General features: G+C 64.1%; 12 protein-coding genes and 2 rRNA genes (1 of these 14 cut by a window edge). 3 read left to right on the top strand and 11 right to left on the bottom strand.

Going from position 1 to position 15215, the window contains the following annotated elements; genetic code table 11:
- Window positions 1–13 precede the first annotated feature (13 nt).
- From RHA1_RS21280 to RHA1_RS21270, 3 genes are all read right to left on the bottom strand, one after another.
- Window positions 14–370, bottom strand: coding sequence for a Rieske (2Fe-2S) protein (locus RHA1_RS21280; RefSeq protein ID WP_009477441.1), 357 nt, complete (start codon window positions 368–370; stop codon window positions 14–16).
- A gap of 68 nt (window positions 371–438) precedes the next feature.
- A complete protein-coding gene (locus RHA1_RS21275) occupies window positions 439–1158 on the bottom strand; it encodes an iron-containing redox enzyme family protein (protein WP_009477440.1) in 720 nt (239 codons plus the stop codon).
- A 152-nt stretch (window positions 1159–1310) separates the two neighbouring features.
- On the bottom strand, window positions 1311–1757 hold the full coding sequence (locus RHA1_RS21270; RefSeq protein WP_005262083.1) for a GlcG/HbpS family heme-binding protein: 447 nt from the start codon (window positions 1755–1757) through the stop codon (window positions 1311–1313).
- Window positions 1758–1935: 178 nt separating this feature from the next.
- Between RHA1_RS21270 and RHA1_RS21265 the strand changes: the two genes are divergently transcribed.
- A complete protein-coding gene (locus RHA1_RS21265; RefSeq protein ID WP_009477439.1) occupies window positions 1936–3627 on the top strand; it encodes a PucR family transcriptional regulator in 1692 nt (563 codons plus the stop codon).
- Window positions 3628–3630: 3 nt separating this feature from the next.
- On the opposite strand, the gene RHA1_RS21260 is transcribed toward RHA1_RS21265, so the two are convergent.
- Window positions 3631–5013 (bottom strand): MFS transporter, encoded by a 1383-nt coding sequence (locus tag RHA1_RS21260; protein ID WP_041811824.1) that lies wholly within the window; start codon window positions 5011–5013, stop codon window positions 3631–3633.
- 314 nt (window positions 5014–5327) lie between these two features.
- Between RHA1_RS21260 and RHA1_RS21255 the strand changes: the two genes are divergently transcribed.
- Window positions 5328–6902 carry a hypothetical protein gene (locus RHA1_RS21255; protein ID WP_011596793.1) on the top strand — a complete coding sequence of 525 codons (1575 nt, stop codon included), beginning with the start codon at window positions 5328–5330 and terminating at the stop codon, window positions 6900–6902.
- A 38-nt stretch (window positions 6903–6940) separates the two neighbouring features.
- On the opposite strand, the gene RHA1_RS21250 is transcribed toward RHA1_RS21255, so the two are convergent.
- Window positions 6941–7801, bottom strand: a complete 861-nt coding sequence (locus RHA1_RS21250; RefSeq protein WP_011596792.1) for a LysR family transcriptional regulator — start codon at window positions 7799–7801, stop codon at window positions 6941–6943.
- An 83-nt stretch (window positions 7802–7884) separates the two neighbouring features.
- Here RHA1_RS21250 and RHA1_RS21245 point away from each other — a divergent pair, with 83 nt between their 5' ends.
- Window positions 7885–8889 carry a bile acid:sodium symporter family protein gene (locus RHA1_RS21245; RefSeq protein WP_011596791.1) on the top strand — a complete coding sequence of 335 codons (1005 nt, stop codon included), beginning with the start codon at window positions 7885–7887 and terminating at the stop codon, window positions 8887–8889.
- Window positions 8890–8896: 7 nt separating this feature from the next.
- On the opposite strand, the gene ehuA is transcribed toward RHA1_RS21245, so the two are convergent.
- The 6 genes from ehuA to RHA1_RS21215 form a co-directional block, all read right to left on the bottom strand.
- On the bottom strand, window positions 8897–9658 hold the full coding sequence (gene ehuA / locus RHA1_RS21240; protein ID WP_011596790.1) for an ectoine/hydroxyectoine ABC transporter ATP-binding protein EhuA: 762 nt from the start codon (window positions 9656–9658) through the stop codon (window positions 8897–8899).
- Window positions 9659–9677: 19 nt separating this feature from the next.
- Entirely contained in the window at window positions 9678–10322 is a 645-nt protein-coding gene (gene ehuD / locus RHA1_RS21235) for an ectoine/hydroxyectoine ABC transporter permease subunit EhuD (RefSeq protein ID WP_009477433.1), read from the bottom strand.
- Entirely contained in the window at window positions 10319–11050 is a 732-nt protein-coding gene (gene ehuC / locus RHA1_RS21230; protein ID WP_009477432.1) for an ectoine/hydroxyectoine ABC transporter permease subunit EhuC, read from the bottom strand. Before ehuC ends, ehuD begins: the two co-directional genes overlap by 4 nt.
- 22 nt (window positions 11051–11072) lie before the next feature.
- The gene (ehuB, locus tag RHA1_RS21225; RefSeq protein WP_011596789.1) at window positions 11073–11957 is read right to left on the bottom strand and encodes an ectoine/hydroxyectoine ABC transporter substrate-binding protein EhuB; all 885 of its coding nucleotides are present in this window, start codon (window positions 11955–11957) and stop codon (window positions 11073–11075) included.
- A 226-nt stretch (window positions 11958–12183) separates the two neighbouring features.
- Window positions 12184–12300: ribosomal RNA gene (gene rrf / locus RHA1_RS21220) — 5S ribosomal RNA — on the bottom strand.
- A 133-nt stretch (window positions 12301–12433) separates the two neighbouring features.
- Window positions 12434–15215, bottom strand: a 23S ribosomal RNA gene (locus tag RHA1_RS21215); it runs 354 nt beyond the window's last position.

Here is a 15215-nt window from a genome sequence, read left to right as displayed (position 1 = left end):
GTCACTCGCTCTCTCAGTCGACTTCGGCCGGCGAAGTCGCGGTCTCGGCGTAATCGGGGCTGCGGGTGAGATCCACGTAGACGATGTCGTCCTCGACCTTCACCGCGTAGGTCGGCTGGCACAGGTCCTGGTCTTCCTCGTAGCCGGTGTCGAGGTCGAACGCCCATTGGTGACCTGGGCAGATGACCCGCCCGTGCAGCAGGGTGCCTTTCGCCAGTGACCGATCCTGATGGATGCACAGATCACGAAAGGCGTAGATCCGGTCGTCCGCCTGGAACAGGGCGACCGCGGTGTCCCCGACCTCGACGCGAAGTTTCCGGCGGCGGCCGAGCTCACGGACGGTGACCAGCCGGGTCCAGTTCGTCTCCATCGTTCTCTCCTGTCGGGCGAGATGCCTGCGTCGGGAGGGGCCCGATGCGGGCCCCTCCCTGCGCACGGTCAGGCGGTCGCGAGCTCGAGGTCGGTTGCCACGTACGTGTCGTAGAGCCCCTTCGTGTACGAGAAGCGCATCTCGGCTCCCCACTGCACGAGTTGCAGGCAACGCTGCTGCAGCTGCGGGGTATCGGCGTGGTCGAGCACGATCTGGTATCCACGCTCACCGTGCACGACGTCCGACGTGATGTGCAGGTCGAAGAATTCGATCTCGTCCTCGGTGAACCCGTATACCTCACGCAGCGGGACGATCTGCTTCTTGTAGATACTCGGTACCTGAGACTCGAGTCCGACGACGAGCGCGGCTGTGGCCACGACGAAGTGCTCACGCTGCGACACCGCGTAGCACCAGGACTGCAGACCGCGGGTGATCGCGTTCATGTTCGACGGGTCCTCGACGCGTTCCTTCGTGGTGCCGCACGCCTCGGCGAACTTGATGAGGAGGTCGGTGTGCCGGATGTCGGCCAGTTCCTCCTCGTACATGTTCTGGAGGGTGAAATCCTTTGCGTTGGTGAAGGTGTCGGGGGTGTTCGAGTAGATGTTCGCGAGGTAGTCGGCGAAGGGGCCGACGTAGTGGTAGTGGTTCTCCGCCCACCGCGCGAAATGGTGCTTCTCGAGCTTGCCCTCGGCCCACGCCTTGCTGAACGACGCATTCTTCGCCTCGCGGCCCTTGATGGCGTTCTCCAGAGCTGCGCGGAAATCGTCCCTGCCTAGAAGTTCGGTCATGATGTGCCTCGTCTTCCTCGAGTATGAGAATGGTTGGGGATGCTCCGACTGGAGTGAATTCGACGTTATCGACTCGCGGTCTGCCCGGCCACGGTCGAAGTGACTGCGTTGGAAGGGTTTCGATGTGCACGTTGTCGGCACATCGTGAGCATTCAGCTGGGTACTGCGGCGAGGGCTTCGAACTCGGCCAGCATCGCAGCTCCGACGGCTTTGTCCTGCTTGCCGTTTCCGCCGCTGATGCCTATGCCGCCGACGATCTGGCCGTCGAAGACGAGGGGAAATCCGCCGACGAACACCGCGAACTTGCCCGGCAGCATCTGGCTGATGCCGAATGCCTCGTTCCCGGGCAACGCCGGACCGTCGGGAGCCTCGTTGAACAGGTGTGTTGCCCGCTCGTGGCCGGCAGCGGTGAACGCTTTGGCGATCGCGATGTCGACGCCGGTGAGGCGCGCTCCCGGCAGTCGGTGCAGGGCCAGTACGTTGCCGCCGTCGTCGCAGACGCACAGGGTCTGCTTGACGCCGATTTCCTCGGCCTTCGCGCGCCCCGCGGCGAGCAGTGGGAGTGCGTCGTCGAGGGTGATTCGGTGAACCTGATGCATTGTCTTCTCCGTTGCGTATTCGGGAGGAAGTGATGCACCGATTTCTATCACCGGCATCGCCGGAGGAACCATGGTCAAACTATCCGGCAATCTCGGCGAAATCAGGGCATAGTGCATAAGCAGTGCAGGTGTGCGCTCCGCCATACTGCACTTTTCGACCACCCGAGGAGGGTCCGCAGTGGACGACACCACGACACCGGCCGCAGAGGACGAGCGACTGTCGTTACGCGGCCTGCTGGAAGAGCCTTTGCTCGCGTCGGCCCGGCTGCTGTCCGGTACGGACGCCCTGAGCGGTCCGGTGACGTGGTGCCTGCCGTGGGGCGAGGTGATGAGCAGGCCCGACTCCCTCGCCGAGGTCGCTGTGTACACCCGGCCCGAAACGCTGCCCGCGCACGGACGTGAACTCGAATCGCTGGTGGCGCGGGGAGCCGGGGTCCTTCTCGTCGACGGGTCGGCGCCCGCGGGCACGGTCTGGCCGACCGGGCTGACGGTCGTGGAGCTGGGTTTTCCCGTCGGGTTCACCGCACTCAACCGGCTCCTCGCCGAGCGCGCTCTCACCCAGGAAGCGCACGTGATGCGCTACGCCCTCACCGTGCACCAGTCGCTCGCGGGCTTGCTGCACCGCGGCGCGGGCCTGCCGATGCTGATCCGCGAGGTCGCGACGCTGACCTCGGACGTCGCCGTCGCCCTGGACGTCCGGGGACGCCTCCTCGCGCACGCGGGACTTCCGGATGTCGAGGACGCGGGCACCGTCGCCCTGCTGGAGGCTCTCGCGGACGCCCTGCCGCGCCTCGAGGAATCACCACCGGCACGGATGCACAACGTTCACGTGTTCCGCCTGGAGCATCCGGAGGGACTGTTCGCGCCCACGACGGCAGTCGCCGGGGCCATGCAACTCGCCGGCCGCTACGAGGGCTGGATCGTGGTCGTCGTGCCCGGGGCGAACCCCCGCAGACACGATATCGCGCAGCACCGGGTGGTCGTCGAACAGGCCGGGACGATCATCGGCACCGAGATGCTCCGGCAGCGGAGCGTGGACGAGGCCGAGGAGCGGGCACGCGGCGACTTCGTCCAGGCCCTCGTGCACGGCAACTTCGCCAACGACCACGACCTGCGCACCCGGGCCGCGCTGCACGAAATCGATCTGGACCTGCACTACATCGTGTTCGTCGCTCCCGGTCTCGTCGACCGCGCGTCGGGACGGCCCGGCGCGAGCATGGTCCGGCTGGCACGTTACGCCGCCGGCGTCCTGCCGCGTCCGGGCGTACGGTCGCACGTCACCGTCATCGGCGACGTGCTCGTGGTGATCCGATCGTTGAGCTCCGTCGACACGCCTGGTGTCGAATCCGAGATCAGCGAGTACGCGCACGCCATGTCGCTCGATCTCGAAACCCGTTTGGGTCAGCGGATTCCGGTGGCCCACGGACGTCCCGCGGCGGGCGCCCGCGATATCGGGGACAGCTACCGCGAGGCCCGCATCACCCTGGGCATCGCCCAGCGGCTCGGGCTGTCCGGTTCGGTGGCCTACAACGACCTGCGCGGGTTCAGTGTGCTCGCCCGCGCCACCGACACCGACGAGAGCCGACGGCTCATCCGTGACGTCCTGGGTCCCCTTCGGGCGTCGAGTTCGCACGCCGACACCGAGGAGTTGCTGTTCGCCTACCTCGAGGAGGGCGGCAACATCAATGCCGCCGCGCGGCGCCTCCGGATCCACCGGAACACGATGATCGCCAAGCTCGATCGCACGTCACGGCTCATCGGCATGGACATCCGGGAACCCGAGAACCAGTTCACGCTGTGGCTGGCCCTCCGTCTCGATCTGCTCTCCCAGGTGCAGGACACCGTCAACCACGAGATCGTGACCCGCTAGTCCTCAGCCGGCCACCGGGTTCTCGCCGGCGAACGTCCCGGCCAATCCGGCGAGCACGACGAGTGCCGCCACTGCGAACAGCAGTCCGTACGGATCGGCCGACAGGTGTGCGGCCACGCCCACCCAGGCGGCGCCCACGGCCGAGCCGCCGAAGCGGATGAGGTTGAACAGTCCCAGGCCGGTTCCGACGGCCCCGGCGGGCGATCGGGTCGAACCGGCCGCGGCGGGTGTCTGGACCATGCCGATCCCCACTCCGGCGACGAGGAGCACGGCGCCGACGGCGACCGGGTTCCGGACGTCCGCGGACAACGTGATCGCCAGTGCCACTTGACTACTGATCAAGACGGCCAGCCCGGTTCGCATCACCACCCGGGCCCCGATCCTGTCGACGAGACGCCCGACGACGGGTGCCACGCATGTCATGACGACCGGTAGCACGAAGAGCATCAGCCCCGCCTGTGTGGTCGAACTGCCCGAGCCCGTCAGGTAGAGCGGAAGCGCGAGCAGCAGGGCCCCCAGCGCGAACATCTGGGTGAAGGCAGCGAGCGCACTGCGCAGGAACCGCGATTCGATCACCAGGTCGATGGGCACGAACGGGTTCGCCGCCCGCCGGCAGTGGAGCACGAACCCGGCCGTGACGACGACTCCGCCGCCGATGGTCGCGATGCTGACCCAGGCGGGCACCTGCTCCATCGAGACGGTCGTGAGGCCGAGGATCAGCAGGACGGCGCCGAGCGTGACGGTGGACGCTCCGATCACGTCGAGTCGCATCTTCTTGCCGGGGTAGCGCGGGATGTAGCGGAGGGTTGCGGCGAACCCGATCAGGGCGACCGGCACCAATGGCACGAACGCCCACCGCCAGCCCCACCAGTCGCTGACGATTCCGCCCATGGACGGGCCCACGGCCTGCCCGATCCCGTTCACCGCAGCCCAGGCGCCGACGGCGCGCGCCCGCCGTGGGGGCCCGAACAGCCACGCGATCAGGCCCATGACCGCGGGCGCGAACGCGGCCGCGGCGATCCCGCCGAGCGACCGCCAGATCACGAGCACGGGCAGGGACGGTGCGAGCGCCGCGCCGAGCGAACAGACCGCGGTTCCCAGTAGGGCCGCGCAGTACACGCGCCTGCGCCCGAACCGGTCTCCGATCCACCCGGCCAGCGGCATCGTCGCCGCGAAGGTGAGGAGAAATCCGACGACGACGAAGATGCCGCTGCCGAGACCGGCGTCGAAGTCGGTGAGGATCGCGTTCAACGGAACGTTGACGATGTTGTTGCTGACCGTGCCGACGAACGTTCCGGCGAGCAGCGCCGCCAGCGCGGGCGACGTGCCGGGTCCGAGTTCGTCACCCGCGGTTGCACTCTGAGCCTGACCGACCGCCGTGTTCATAGAGTCCACTTTCATCCGAGAATTCGCGTTCCGGCGATGCCCGTTCTCGCCGGAAACCCCTGCCGCACCCCGCTCGCCACATTTGGTTAGGCAAGCCTGATTATGAACACAGGATTCCGTGAAACGGGTTCTGCCGAGCATTCCTTTACTTGCGCGTGACAACAAGCAATCCCGGCGAAAAATGCCGGGCACAATGCACAAATACGCTGGTTATCGATGTGCACTCTGGACGTTGACCCTGGAAAACGCCCCGCGCAGTATCACTGCACTGTGACTAGTGCCACTAGTCTGTACCTATTTCGAAGGGGCGCACCGTGGATGTAAGTATCACCGCCGCACATTGGGTGTATCTCGGAGGAATCATCGTCATCCTCGGGACGATGCTCATGCGGAAGAACATCGTCGTCCCCGCCGTCATCGGCACGTTCCTGACCGCCTTCGTGTTCTCCGACAGCCTCGTCACCGGCCTCGCGTCGATTTTCAATGCGAGCCTCGTCGCCGCCCGCGAGCTGTTCAACATCTTCCTCATCATCTCGCTGGTGACGGCGATGCTCGGCGCACTCCGGCAGATGGGGGCCGACCGGTTGATGGTCGCCCCGTTCCGGCGCGTCATGCGCGGCGGCACCAGCAGCTTCATCGTCCTGGCCGTCGTCACCTACACGATCTCGCTGTTCTTCTGGCCCACCCCTGCGGTTCCGTTGATCGGAGCCGTCCTCATCCCCGTCGCCATCCGCGCCGGCCTTCCCCCGATGGCGGTCGGCATGGCGATCGCGATCTGCGGACAGGGCATGGCGCTGTCGTCCGACTACATCATCAAGGTGGCGCCGGGCCTGTCGGCGAAGTCGGCAGGAGTCGATCCGGACGTCGTCGCGGACCGCGCCCTGGTGATGTCCCTGATCGTCGGTCTCACCGCACTCCTCATCGCCTACTTCACGCAGCGCAGGCACATGCGCCGCCCCGCGCCGGAACTGCTCACCGACTGGGAGTCACGCGCGGAGAGCGACTTCGGCAAGCCCGGCGGCGACGCCCCCGACGGCGGTGCGACCCCCACCGGCGGCGCCGCGATCAATCGCACACCGGCCGCAGCGGCGACGAGTGCCACTCCCCCGACGTCGACGGCGGTCCTCGCCGAACCCGTCACGGCCTCCGCGCGGCAGGTCATCGACGACACGTTCAAGAGCATCCGCGCCGCAAAGACTTTCGCAGTACTCGTGCCCACGGCGTATCTGGCGTTCATCGTCTACCTCATGGTCGGCAAGTTCACCGACCTGGTGCCCGACCTCAAGGGCGGCGACGCGGCGGCGATGGTCGGCGGCATCGCCGCGCTCATCCTGTTCGCCGCGGCCGCGACCAACGACAAGAAGGGCTTCCTCGAGACGACGTCCGAGCACCTGATCGACGGCCTGGTCTTCGCATTCAAGGCCATGGGCATCGTGATCCCGATCGCCGGATTCTTCTTCATCGGCAACGGTGACTTCTCCGCCGCCATTCTCGGGCTTCCCGCGGACGCGACCGGTCCGACGCTGCTCTTCGACCTGGTCAACGCCGCGCAGTCCCACCTGCCGCAGAACGCGTTCGTCACGTCGTTCGGCATTCTCGCCATCGGCATGATCGCGGGCCTCGAGGGCTCCGGATTCACCGGGCTGCCGCTCACCGGTTCACTCGCGGGCGCGCTCGGGCCTGCCGTCGGGATGGACCCCGCAACCCTGGCGGCGATCGGTCAGATGGGGAACATCTGGTCCGGCGGTGGAACGCTCGTCGCCTGGTCGTCGTTGATCGCGGTGGCCGGCTTCGCCCGTGTGCCCGTCCTCGAACTCGCCAGGAAGTGTTTCGTGCCCGTGGTGTCCGGCCTGGTGCTGTCCACCGCGCTGTCGGTGCTCATCTTCTGACAGTTCGACGGCCTCGGCGGGGCGGTTTCCCGCCGAGGTCACGCGCGCAGTCGATCCGCGTTCTCGAGGATGGCGGCGCGCAGCGCCTGCTCCGGTTCGCTGAGAACACTCCGGCGGGCCTCCAGCACGAATTCGACGTCGACGGCGGGCCCCCACTCGTCGCACGAGCGCATCCGCACCGGCGCCAGTCCCGCGGGCGGCAGCGTCTCCGCATGGAACACGACACCGAGACCCGCAAGACACGCGGCCCGCAACCCGTTCAAACTGTCCGTCACACAGGCCACCCGCGCGCCGCGCCCGGATTTCTCCAGGACGTCGAGCGCCGCTTCCCTCGTGATCGACGGCGGCGGATACGTCACCAGCGGCACCGGCCCCTCGGTATCCGGAACGAAGTCGGGGGCCGCGAAGAACGCCAACCGGTCGGACCACACCAGTTCGCCGTGCCGGTCTCCTCTGCGACGCTTCCCGAAGACCAGGTCCAGCCGGCCTTCGTGCAGTTGCCGGAACAACACTTCGCTCAACGCCACCGTGAGTTCGAGATCGACGAGCGGATGGCTGCGGCGGAACTCGCCCAGAATATGAGGTAGCTCGTGCAGAACCAGATCTTCGGACGCCCCGAACCGGACGCGTCCCCGCACACCGGATTGGGTGAAGTAGCGCTCGGCGTCCGAGTGCCGCTCGAGTATCGACGTCGCGAAACCCACCATCACCGAGCCGTCCGCGGTCAAATCGACCGAATGCGTGTCCCGCAGAAACAGGCGGCGCCCGGCGGCCAGTTCCAGCTTTCCCACGTGCTGGCTGACCGTCGACTGCCGCAGGTTCAGTCGCCGGGCCGCGGCGGTGAAACTGCGGGTGCGCGCGACCGCGAGAAAGCTCCGCAGATGAACGGGATCGAACATCACCCATTGTTATCACGGTTCGGCATTACAGTAAACGCGACTATCGTCTTTCGAAATATCCGCGCATTCCTTACGGTCGAACCATGCTGACGAAGATCCCGCTGCTCAGAAGACTCGATCCGTTCATTCTCGGCATCCTGATCACCGTCGGGATCGCCAGCCTGATCCCCGCGGACGGCACGGCCCTGACCGCGTTCACGTGGGCCACGAAGGTTGCCGTCGGAATTCTGTTCTTCCTCTACGGCGCCCGACTGTCCACGCAGGAGGCGCTGCACGGCCTGCGTCACTGGCGTCTGCACGTCACCATCCTCGCGGCGACGTTCGTGATCTTCCCGCTACTCGGAATCGCTGCGCGCGTGCTGGTTCCGACGATCCTGACCCAACCGCTGTACCTGGGCCTCCTCTACGTCTGCCTGCTGCCGTCGACCGTCCAGTCGTCGATCGCCTTCGTGTCGATCGCCCGGGGCAACGTGCCCGGCGCCATCGTCAGCGCCTCGTTCTCCAACATCCTCGGCATCTTCGTGACACCACTCCTCGTGGCATTGCTGATGACGAGCGAGGGGGCAGGATTCGACGCGTCCTCCACGATCGGCATTCTCGTCATGCTCCTGCTCCCGTTCATCGCCGGCCAGGCGGTGCGACGGTGGATCGGTCCCTGGGTGAAGAAGCACGGCGCACCGCTCAAGCTCGTCGACCGGGGATCGATCCTGCTGGTCGTCTACGTCGCATTCAGTGAGGGAATGAACGAGGGCATCTGGGGCACACTGTCCGTCGGCCGGCTCCTGGCTCTGCTCGCGGTGTGCGCGGTGCTGCTCGGCGTGGTCCTGTCCGTCACGTGGTTCGGGTCGAAGCGACTCGGCTTCGACCGGGCCGACCAGATCACGATCACGTTCTGCGGGTCGAAGAAGAGCCTCGCCACCGGGCTTCCGATGGCCACCGTCCTGTTCGCGAGCCAGCCGATCGGCCTGATCGTCCTGCCGCTCATGCTGTTCCACCAACTGCAGTTGCTGGTGTGCGCGTGGATGGCGGGCCGGCTGGCCCGACGCGCCGCCACCGAGGAGACGGAACTCGCGACCAGTTCGAGCTAGCCGGGAATCATTCGGCCAATACGGCCTTCAGGAAGGTCTTGGTGCGCTCGTTCTTCGGCGCGGTGAAGATCGTCGCCGGGTCGCCTTCTTCCACGACCCGCCCGGCGTCGAACATCATCACCCGGTTCGACACGTCCCGCGCGAACTGCATCTCGTGCGTGACGATCAGCATCGTGATGTCGGTGGTGCGCGCGACGTTCCTCAGCACGTCGAGGACGTCCGCCACCAACTCCGGATCCAGCGCCGACGTGACCTCGTCGAGCAGCAGAATGTCGGGGTCCATGGCGAGTGCTCTCGCGATCGCGACCCGCTGCTGCTGGCCACCGGACAGTTGCGTCGGGTGCGCGGTCTCCTTGTCCGACAGACCGACCGTCTCGAGCAACTCGCGTGCCCTCGTCACGGCCGCGGCCTTGTCCAGACCGAGCACGTGGATCGGCGCTTCGGTGATGTTCTCGATCACGTTCATGTTGGGGAACAGGTTGAACTGCTGGAAGACCATGCCGATCCGGCGTCGTATCCGGCGCACGTACTTCTCCGACGCCGGCACGAGTTTGCTTCCCTTCTCCTCGTGCGTCAGCGGTACCCCGTCCACCCAGATGACGCCCTCGTTCACCTTCTCGAGGGTCATCAGTAGCCGCAGGATGGTCGTCTTCCCCGATCCACTCGGACCGATCAGGGTCACCCGGTCACCGCGCGCGACCTGGAAGTCCAGGTGGTCGAGCACGACGTGGTCGCCGAACTGCTTCACGACATCGTCGAATCGGATCATCGGGGTTGCTGCGCTCGCGTCATCGGGCAAGACGTCTCTCCAATCGCCGTATGAGCAGGGACGTCGGGTAGCTGGCGACCAGGAAGATCACACCCGCCAGCGTCAACGGTTCGAGGTACTGGAAATGCCGGGCGCCGAACTGCTGCGCGGCCGTCACCATCTCCACCACCGTGATGGCGAACAGGAACGGGGTGTCTTTGAACATCGACACCGCGTAGTTGCCCAGCGCCGGGACGACGCGCCGGATGGCCTGCGGCAGGATGATCGCACGCCACGTCCGGGTGGGCGCGATGGACAACGCCCGCGCCGCCTCCCACTGGCCGACGGGCACCGCTTCAATACCCGCCCGGTACACCTCGGCCATGTATGTCGAATAGTGGATTCCGAGTACGACGACACCGATCTGCAGCGGCGACAGTCCCGTGAACGTGTAGTACACGAACAGCAGTTGCACGACGAGCGGGGTCAGCCGGATGAACTCGCTGACGGCGCGGACCGGGACACTCACCCACCGCGGCGCCGCCTGCCGGATCAATGCGATGACGAGACCGAGAACGACGGAGATCAGGAACCCGAGAACGGTAGCGATGAGGGTGATCTTGAAACCCTCGAGCAGCACGGGCAGTGCCTCGAACGCTCGATCCCAACTCCACTGGACGCTCATTGCTTCGCCGCCTCCAGTCCCCGTGGATCGGAGGGTGCGAGGCTGAAGATCTCACGCAGGGACGGACCTGTGCCGAGGCGATTCTTCGCCCGCACCTCAAGCGCGTTCATCACCAGTGTCAGCACGTAGCCGATGACGAAGTAGATGACGAGCCCGACGCCGAAGGCGAAGAGCGTGTTTCCGGTCGTCTGCCGGAGTTGGTCGATCTCGAAGGTCAAGTCCTGCAGAAGGATATAGCTCGCGAGCGCCGTGCCCTTGAGGAGTTGGATCAGGAGATTGGTCAACGGAGGAATCATCTCCGCCCAGGCCTGCGGGAAGACCACCCGGCGCAACCGCTGCCAGTGACTGAAGTCCAGGGCTGTCGCCGCCTCCCATTGCGACTGCGGCACCGAGTTGATCGCGCCCCGCACCACCTCGGCTCCGTAGGCGCCGTAGTTCAGCCCGAGCGCGAGGATCCCGCAAAGCACCGGGTCGAGGAGGTAGCCGAACAACGGAACCACGTAGAACAACCAGAACAGCTGCACCAACAGCGAAGTACCCCGGAAGAATTCGATGAACGCGCGCGCCGATCCCCTGATCACGATGTTGTGCGCACGCGCAGCCAGTCCGAGCGCGAGCGCGAGGACGAACGCGAGGAGGGCGCCTCCCGCAGTCAGTTGGAGCGTGACGACGATGCCTTCCTGGATGCTCGGCCACGCATCGAGGAAGGCATCGATGTTTTCCTTCACAGGCAGCAGACCTCTACGACGATCAGCCGGCCCCGCCGCAGAGTTTGGCGGTGGTCAGGTTCGGATCGGGCAGTTCCTCCGCGGTGAATCCGAACGGTCCGACGATGGACAGGTACTTGTCCTTGTCGGAGGTGATCTTGGCCAGCTCGGCGTTGTAGGCGTCTCGCAACTCGGTGTCTTCCTTGCGGAAGACCGTGCCCCCGGCACCGACCTGGGGTACCCCGTCGATCTCGGCGACGAACGAGTTCGTCACCTCCACCGGGGCCTGCGGGTTGTTCTGCGCCAGCCAGTTCAGTGAGATTCCGGTGAGCGCAAAGACATCCGCGCGCCCGTTGGCGACGGCGTCCATTCCGTCCTGCGGCGACGCCACCTGCATCGCATCGATCCCGAGTTGCTGCGCGTAGTCTGATTCGATCGCCCCGGTCATCGCGGCCATCCGCACCCCGCTCTGCTGCACCGACTGCATATCGGTGAGCTTCGCGGGATTACCCTTGGGCACCATCAGCGCGGTCGTGTAATTGAACTCCGGTTCACTGAACGCTGCCTGCTCGCACCGCTGCGGCAGGATCGACATGCCGGCGCTGACGACGTCGAAGCGACGGGCCTGCAGTCCGGGAATGAGCGCTCCGAAGTCGGTACTCACGCCCTCGACGTTGTCGATGCCCAGGTTCTTGAAGATCTCGCGGTGCAGGGCCACGGTGGCGCCGGTCAGCTGGCCGTCCTGCTCGAAGCTGTACGGGGCCTCGCCGGCGAAGCCGACGGTCACCGTTCCGCTGTCCTGCAGCTGCTGGAGGAGTGATCCGCCGCTGGTCGTGTCGGTCTTCGTGCACCCCGCCAGGGAGCCGGCGGCCACCATCATGCCTGCGAAGGCGACAGCCGCCCTGACTGCCGGACGTTGTTTCGACATCGTGCTCGTCACCACAGATTCCCTTCGTCACCTCGGGTGATCCGGGAGGACGCGCACCGCACGGCACGATCCCAACGGATCTGCCCGGGCCACGTTACGCAGGCGAACGATCCGCCATAGGGGAACCGGGGGGACGTTACCGCAGCGTTATCAAATAGCGGTCGGCGAATGTCCCCGGGAATGCCGAAAGCCCCCCAACAAGGTTGGGGGGCTTTCGGTAACGGATGTTCGGCGGTGTCCTACTCTCCCACACCCTGTCGGGTGCAGTACCATCGGCGCTGGAGGGCTTAGCTTCCGGGTTCGGAATGGGACCGGGCGTTTCCCCTCCGCTATGGCCGCCGTAACTCTATGAAACTGTCACACGGAACATCAGCGAAGACACATCCCATCACCGTGGGTGGTGGGGTGTGCTTCTTTCTTCTGTTCTGAAACGTGTGTGTTGTTTCAGATACTGCACAGTGGACGCGTAGCTTCTTTGTGGTAAGTCCTCGGCCTATTAGTACCAGTCACCTGCATCCGTTACCGGACTTCCAGTTCTGGCCTATCAACCCGGTGGTCTGCCGGGGGCCTTACCCCCTCGAGGGGGTGAGAAACCTCATCTTGGAACAGGCTTCCCGCTTAGATGCTTTCAGCGGTTATCCCTTCCGAACGTAGCTAACCAGCGGTGCTCCTGGTGGAACAACTGGCACACCAGAGGTTCGTCCGTCCCGGTCCTCTCGTACTAGGGACAGCCTTCCTCAAGTTTCTAACGCGCGCGGCGGATAGAGACCGAACTGTCTCACGACGTTCTAAACCCAGCTCGCGTGCCGCTTTAATGGGCGAACAGCCCAACCCTTGGGACCTACTCCAGCCCCAGGATGCGACGAGCCGACATCGAGGTGCCAAACCATCCCGTCGATATGGACTCTTGGGGAAGATCAGCCTGTTATCCCCGGGGTACCTTTTATCCGTTGAGCGACACCGCTTCCACTTGCCGGTGCCGGATCACTAGTCCCGACTTTCGTCCCTGCTCGACCTGTCAGTCTCACAGTCAAGCTCCCTTGTGCACTTGCACTCGACACCTGATTGCCAACCAGGCTGAGGGAACCTTTGGGCGCCTCCGTTACATTTTGGGAGGCAACCGCCCCAGTTAAACTACCCACCAGGCACTGTCCCTGAACCAGATCATGGTCCGAGGTTAGAGGTCCAATACGATCAGAGTGGTATTTCAACAACGACTCCACACTCACTGGCGTGAGCGCTTCACAGTCTCCCACCTATCCTACACAAACCGAACCGAACACCAATACCAAGCTGTAGTGAAGGTCCCGGGGTCTTTTCGTCCTGCCGCGCGTAACGAGCATCTTTACTCGTAATGCAATTTCGCCGAGTCTATGGTTGAGACAGCTGAGAAGTCGTTACGCCATTCGTGCAGGTCGGAACTTACCCGACAAGGAATTTCGCTACCTTAGGATGGTTATAGTTACCACCGCCGTTTACTGGGGCTTAAATTCTCAGCTTCGCCACCGAAGTGGCTAACCGGTCCTCTTAACCTTCCAGCACCGGGCAGGCGTCAGTCCGTATACATCGTCTTACGACTTCGCACGGACCTGTGTTTTTAGTAAACAGTCGCTTCTCACTGGTCTCTGCGGCCCCACCCAGCTCACACTGCAAGAGTGATCACCGGACGAGGCCCCCCTTCTCCCGAAGTTACGGGGGCATTTTGCCGAGTTCCTTAACCATAGTTATCTCGATCGCCTTAGTATTCTCTACCTGACCACCTGTGTCGGTTTGGGGTACGGGCCGTGTGAAAGCTCGCTAGAGGCTTTTCTCGGCAGCATAGGATCACTGAATTCGCCTCATTCGGCTATGCGTCACCTCTCAGGCTTGATGAACGGCGGATTTGCCTACCATTCGCCCTACAGGCTTACACCAGTATTACCACTGACTGGCTCAGCTACCTTCCTGCGTCACCCCATCGCTTGGCTACTACCAGATCAGGTCCCATGCATCCACATCCAGGGCCCCCGAAGGGGCGTAAGGACGCTTCAGGATGGTTAGTATCACTGATTCACCAGGGGCGCGTTCACACGGGTACGGGAATATCAACCCGTTGTCCATCGGCTACGCCTGTCGGCCTCGTCTTAGGTCCCGACTCACCCTGGGCGGATTAACCTGGCCCAGGAACCCTTGGTCATTCGGCGGACGAGTTTCTCACTCGTCTTTCGCTACTCATGCCTGCATTCTCACTCGTGTGGCCTCCACGGCTGGGTCACCCCGCCGCTTCCATGGCCACACGACGCTCCCCTACCCATCCACACCACTGCCCAAGACTCCGCAGAATCAAGGGGGTGCATTGTGTGAATGCCGCAGCTTCGGTGGTGTACTTGAGCCCCGCTACATTGTCGGCGCAGGATCACTTGACCAGTGAGCTATTACGCACTCTTTCAAGGGTGGCTGCTTCTAAGCCAACCTCCTGGTTGTCTTCGCGACCCCACATCCTTTTCCACTTAGTACACGCTTAGGGACCTTAGCTGGCGATCTGGGCTGTTTCCCTCTCGACTACGAACCTTATCGCCCGCAGTCTCACTGCCGCGCTCTCACTCACCGGCATTCGGAGTTTGGCTGATTTCGGTAAGCTTGTGGGCCCCCTAGACCATCCAGTAGCTCTACCTCCGGTGAGAAACACGCGACGCTGCACCTAAATGCATTTCGGGGAGAACCAGCTATCACGGAGTTTGATTGGCCTTTCACCCCTACCCACAGCTCATCCCCTCAGTTTTCAACCTAAGTGGGTTCGGTCCTCCACGACGTCTTACCGTCGCTTCAACCTGGCCATGGGTAGATCACTCCGCTTCGGGTCTAGAACATGCCACTACGGACGCCCTATTCGGACTCGCTTTCGCTACGGCTACCCCACACGGGTTAACCTCGCGACATGCCACTAACTCGCAGGCTCATTCTTCAAAAGGCACGCCATCACCCCCCACACCGAAGTGTGCAAAGGCTTTGACGGATTGTAAGCGCACGGTTTCAGGTACTATTTCACTCCCCTCCCGGGGTACTTTTCACCTTTCCCTCACGGTACTAGTCCGCTATCGGTCACCAGGGAGTATTCAGGCTTATCGGGTGGTCCCGACAGATTCACACCAGATTTCACGGGCCCGGTGCTACTTGGGTTTCCATCACGACAGTCATCATGTTTTCGTGTACGGGACTCTCACCCTCTACGACAGGCCGTTCCAGACCACTTCCACTAACACAATGATTTCTTACTGT

The organism is Rhodococcus jostii RHA1 (assembly GCF_000014565.1).
GTDB classification, from domain to species: Bacteria; Actinomycetota; Actinomycetes; order Mycobacteriales; family Mycobacteriaceae; genus Rhodococcus_F; species Rhodococcus_F jostii_A.
The sequence above is the reverse complement of the archived record's forward strand: the minus strand, read 5'-3'. Positions and strand labels throughout refer to the sequence as shown.

Excerpts from the sequence above, each read along its gene's own strand:
- RHA1_RS21280 (WP_009477441.1), bottom strand. The coding sequence starts at position 370 with ATGGAGACGAACTGGACCCGGCTGGTCACCGTCCGTGAGCTCGGCCGC.
- RHA1_RS21275 (WP_009477440.1), bottom strand. The coding sequence starts at position 1,158 with ATGACCGAACTTCTAGGCAGGGACGATTTCCGCGCAGCTCTGGAGAAC.
- RHA1_RS21270 (WP_005262083.1), bottom strand. The coding sequence starts at position 1,757 with ATGCATCAGGTTCACCGAATCACCCTCGACGACGCACTCCCACTGCTC.
- RHA1_RS21260 (WP_041811824.1), bottom strand. The coding sequence starts at position 5,013 with ATGAACACGGCGGTCGGTCAGGCTCAGAGTGCAACCGCGGGTGACGAA.
- RHA1_RS21250 (WP_011596792.1), bottom strand. The coding sequence starts at position 7,801 with ATGTTCGATCCCGTTCATCTGCGGAGCTTTCTCGCGGTCGCGCGCACC.
- RHA1_RS21245 (WP_011596791.1), top strand. The coding sequence starts at position 7,885 with ATGCTGACGAAGATCCCGCTGCTCAGAAGACTCGATCCGTTCATTCTC.
- ehuA (WP_011596790.1), bottom strand. The coding sequence starts at position 9,658 with ATGATCCGATTCGACGATGTCGTGAAGCAGTTCGGCGACCACGTCGTG.
- ehuD (WP_009477433.1), bottom strand. The coding sequence starts at position 10,322 with ATGAGCGTCCAGTGGAGTTGGGATCGAGCGTTCGAGGCACTGCCCGTG.
- ehuB (WP_011596789.1), bottom strand. The coding sequence starts at position 11,957 with ATGTCGAAACAACGTCCGGCAGTCAGGGCGGCTGTCGCCTTCGCAGGC.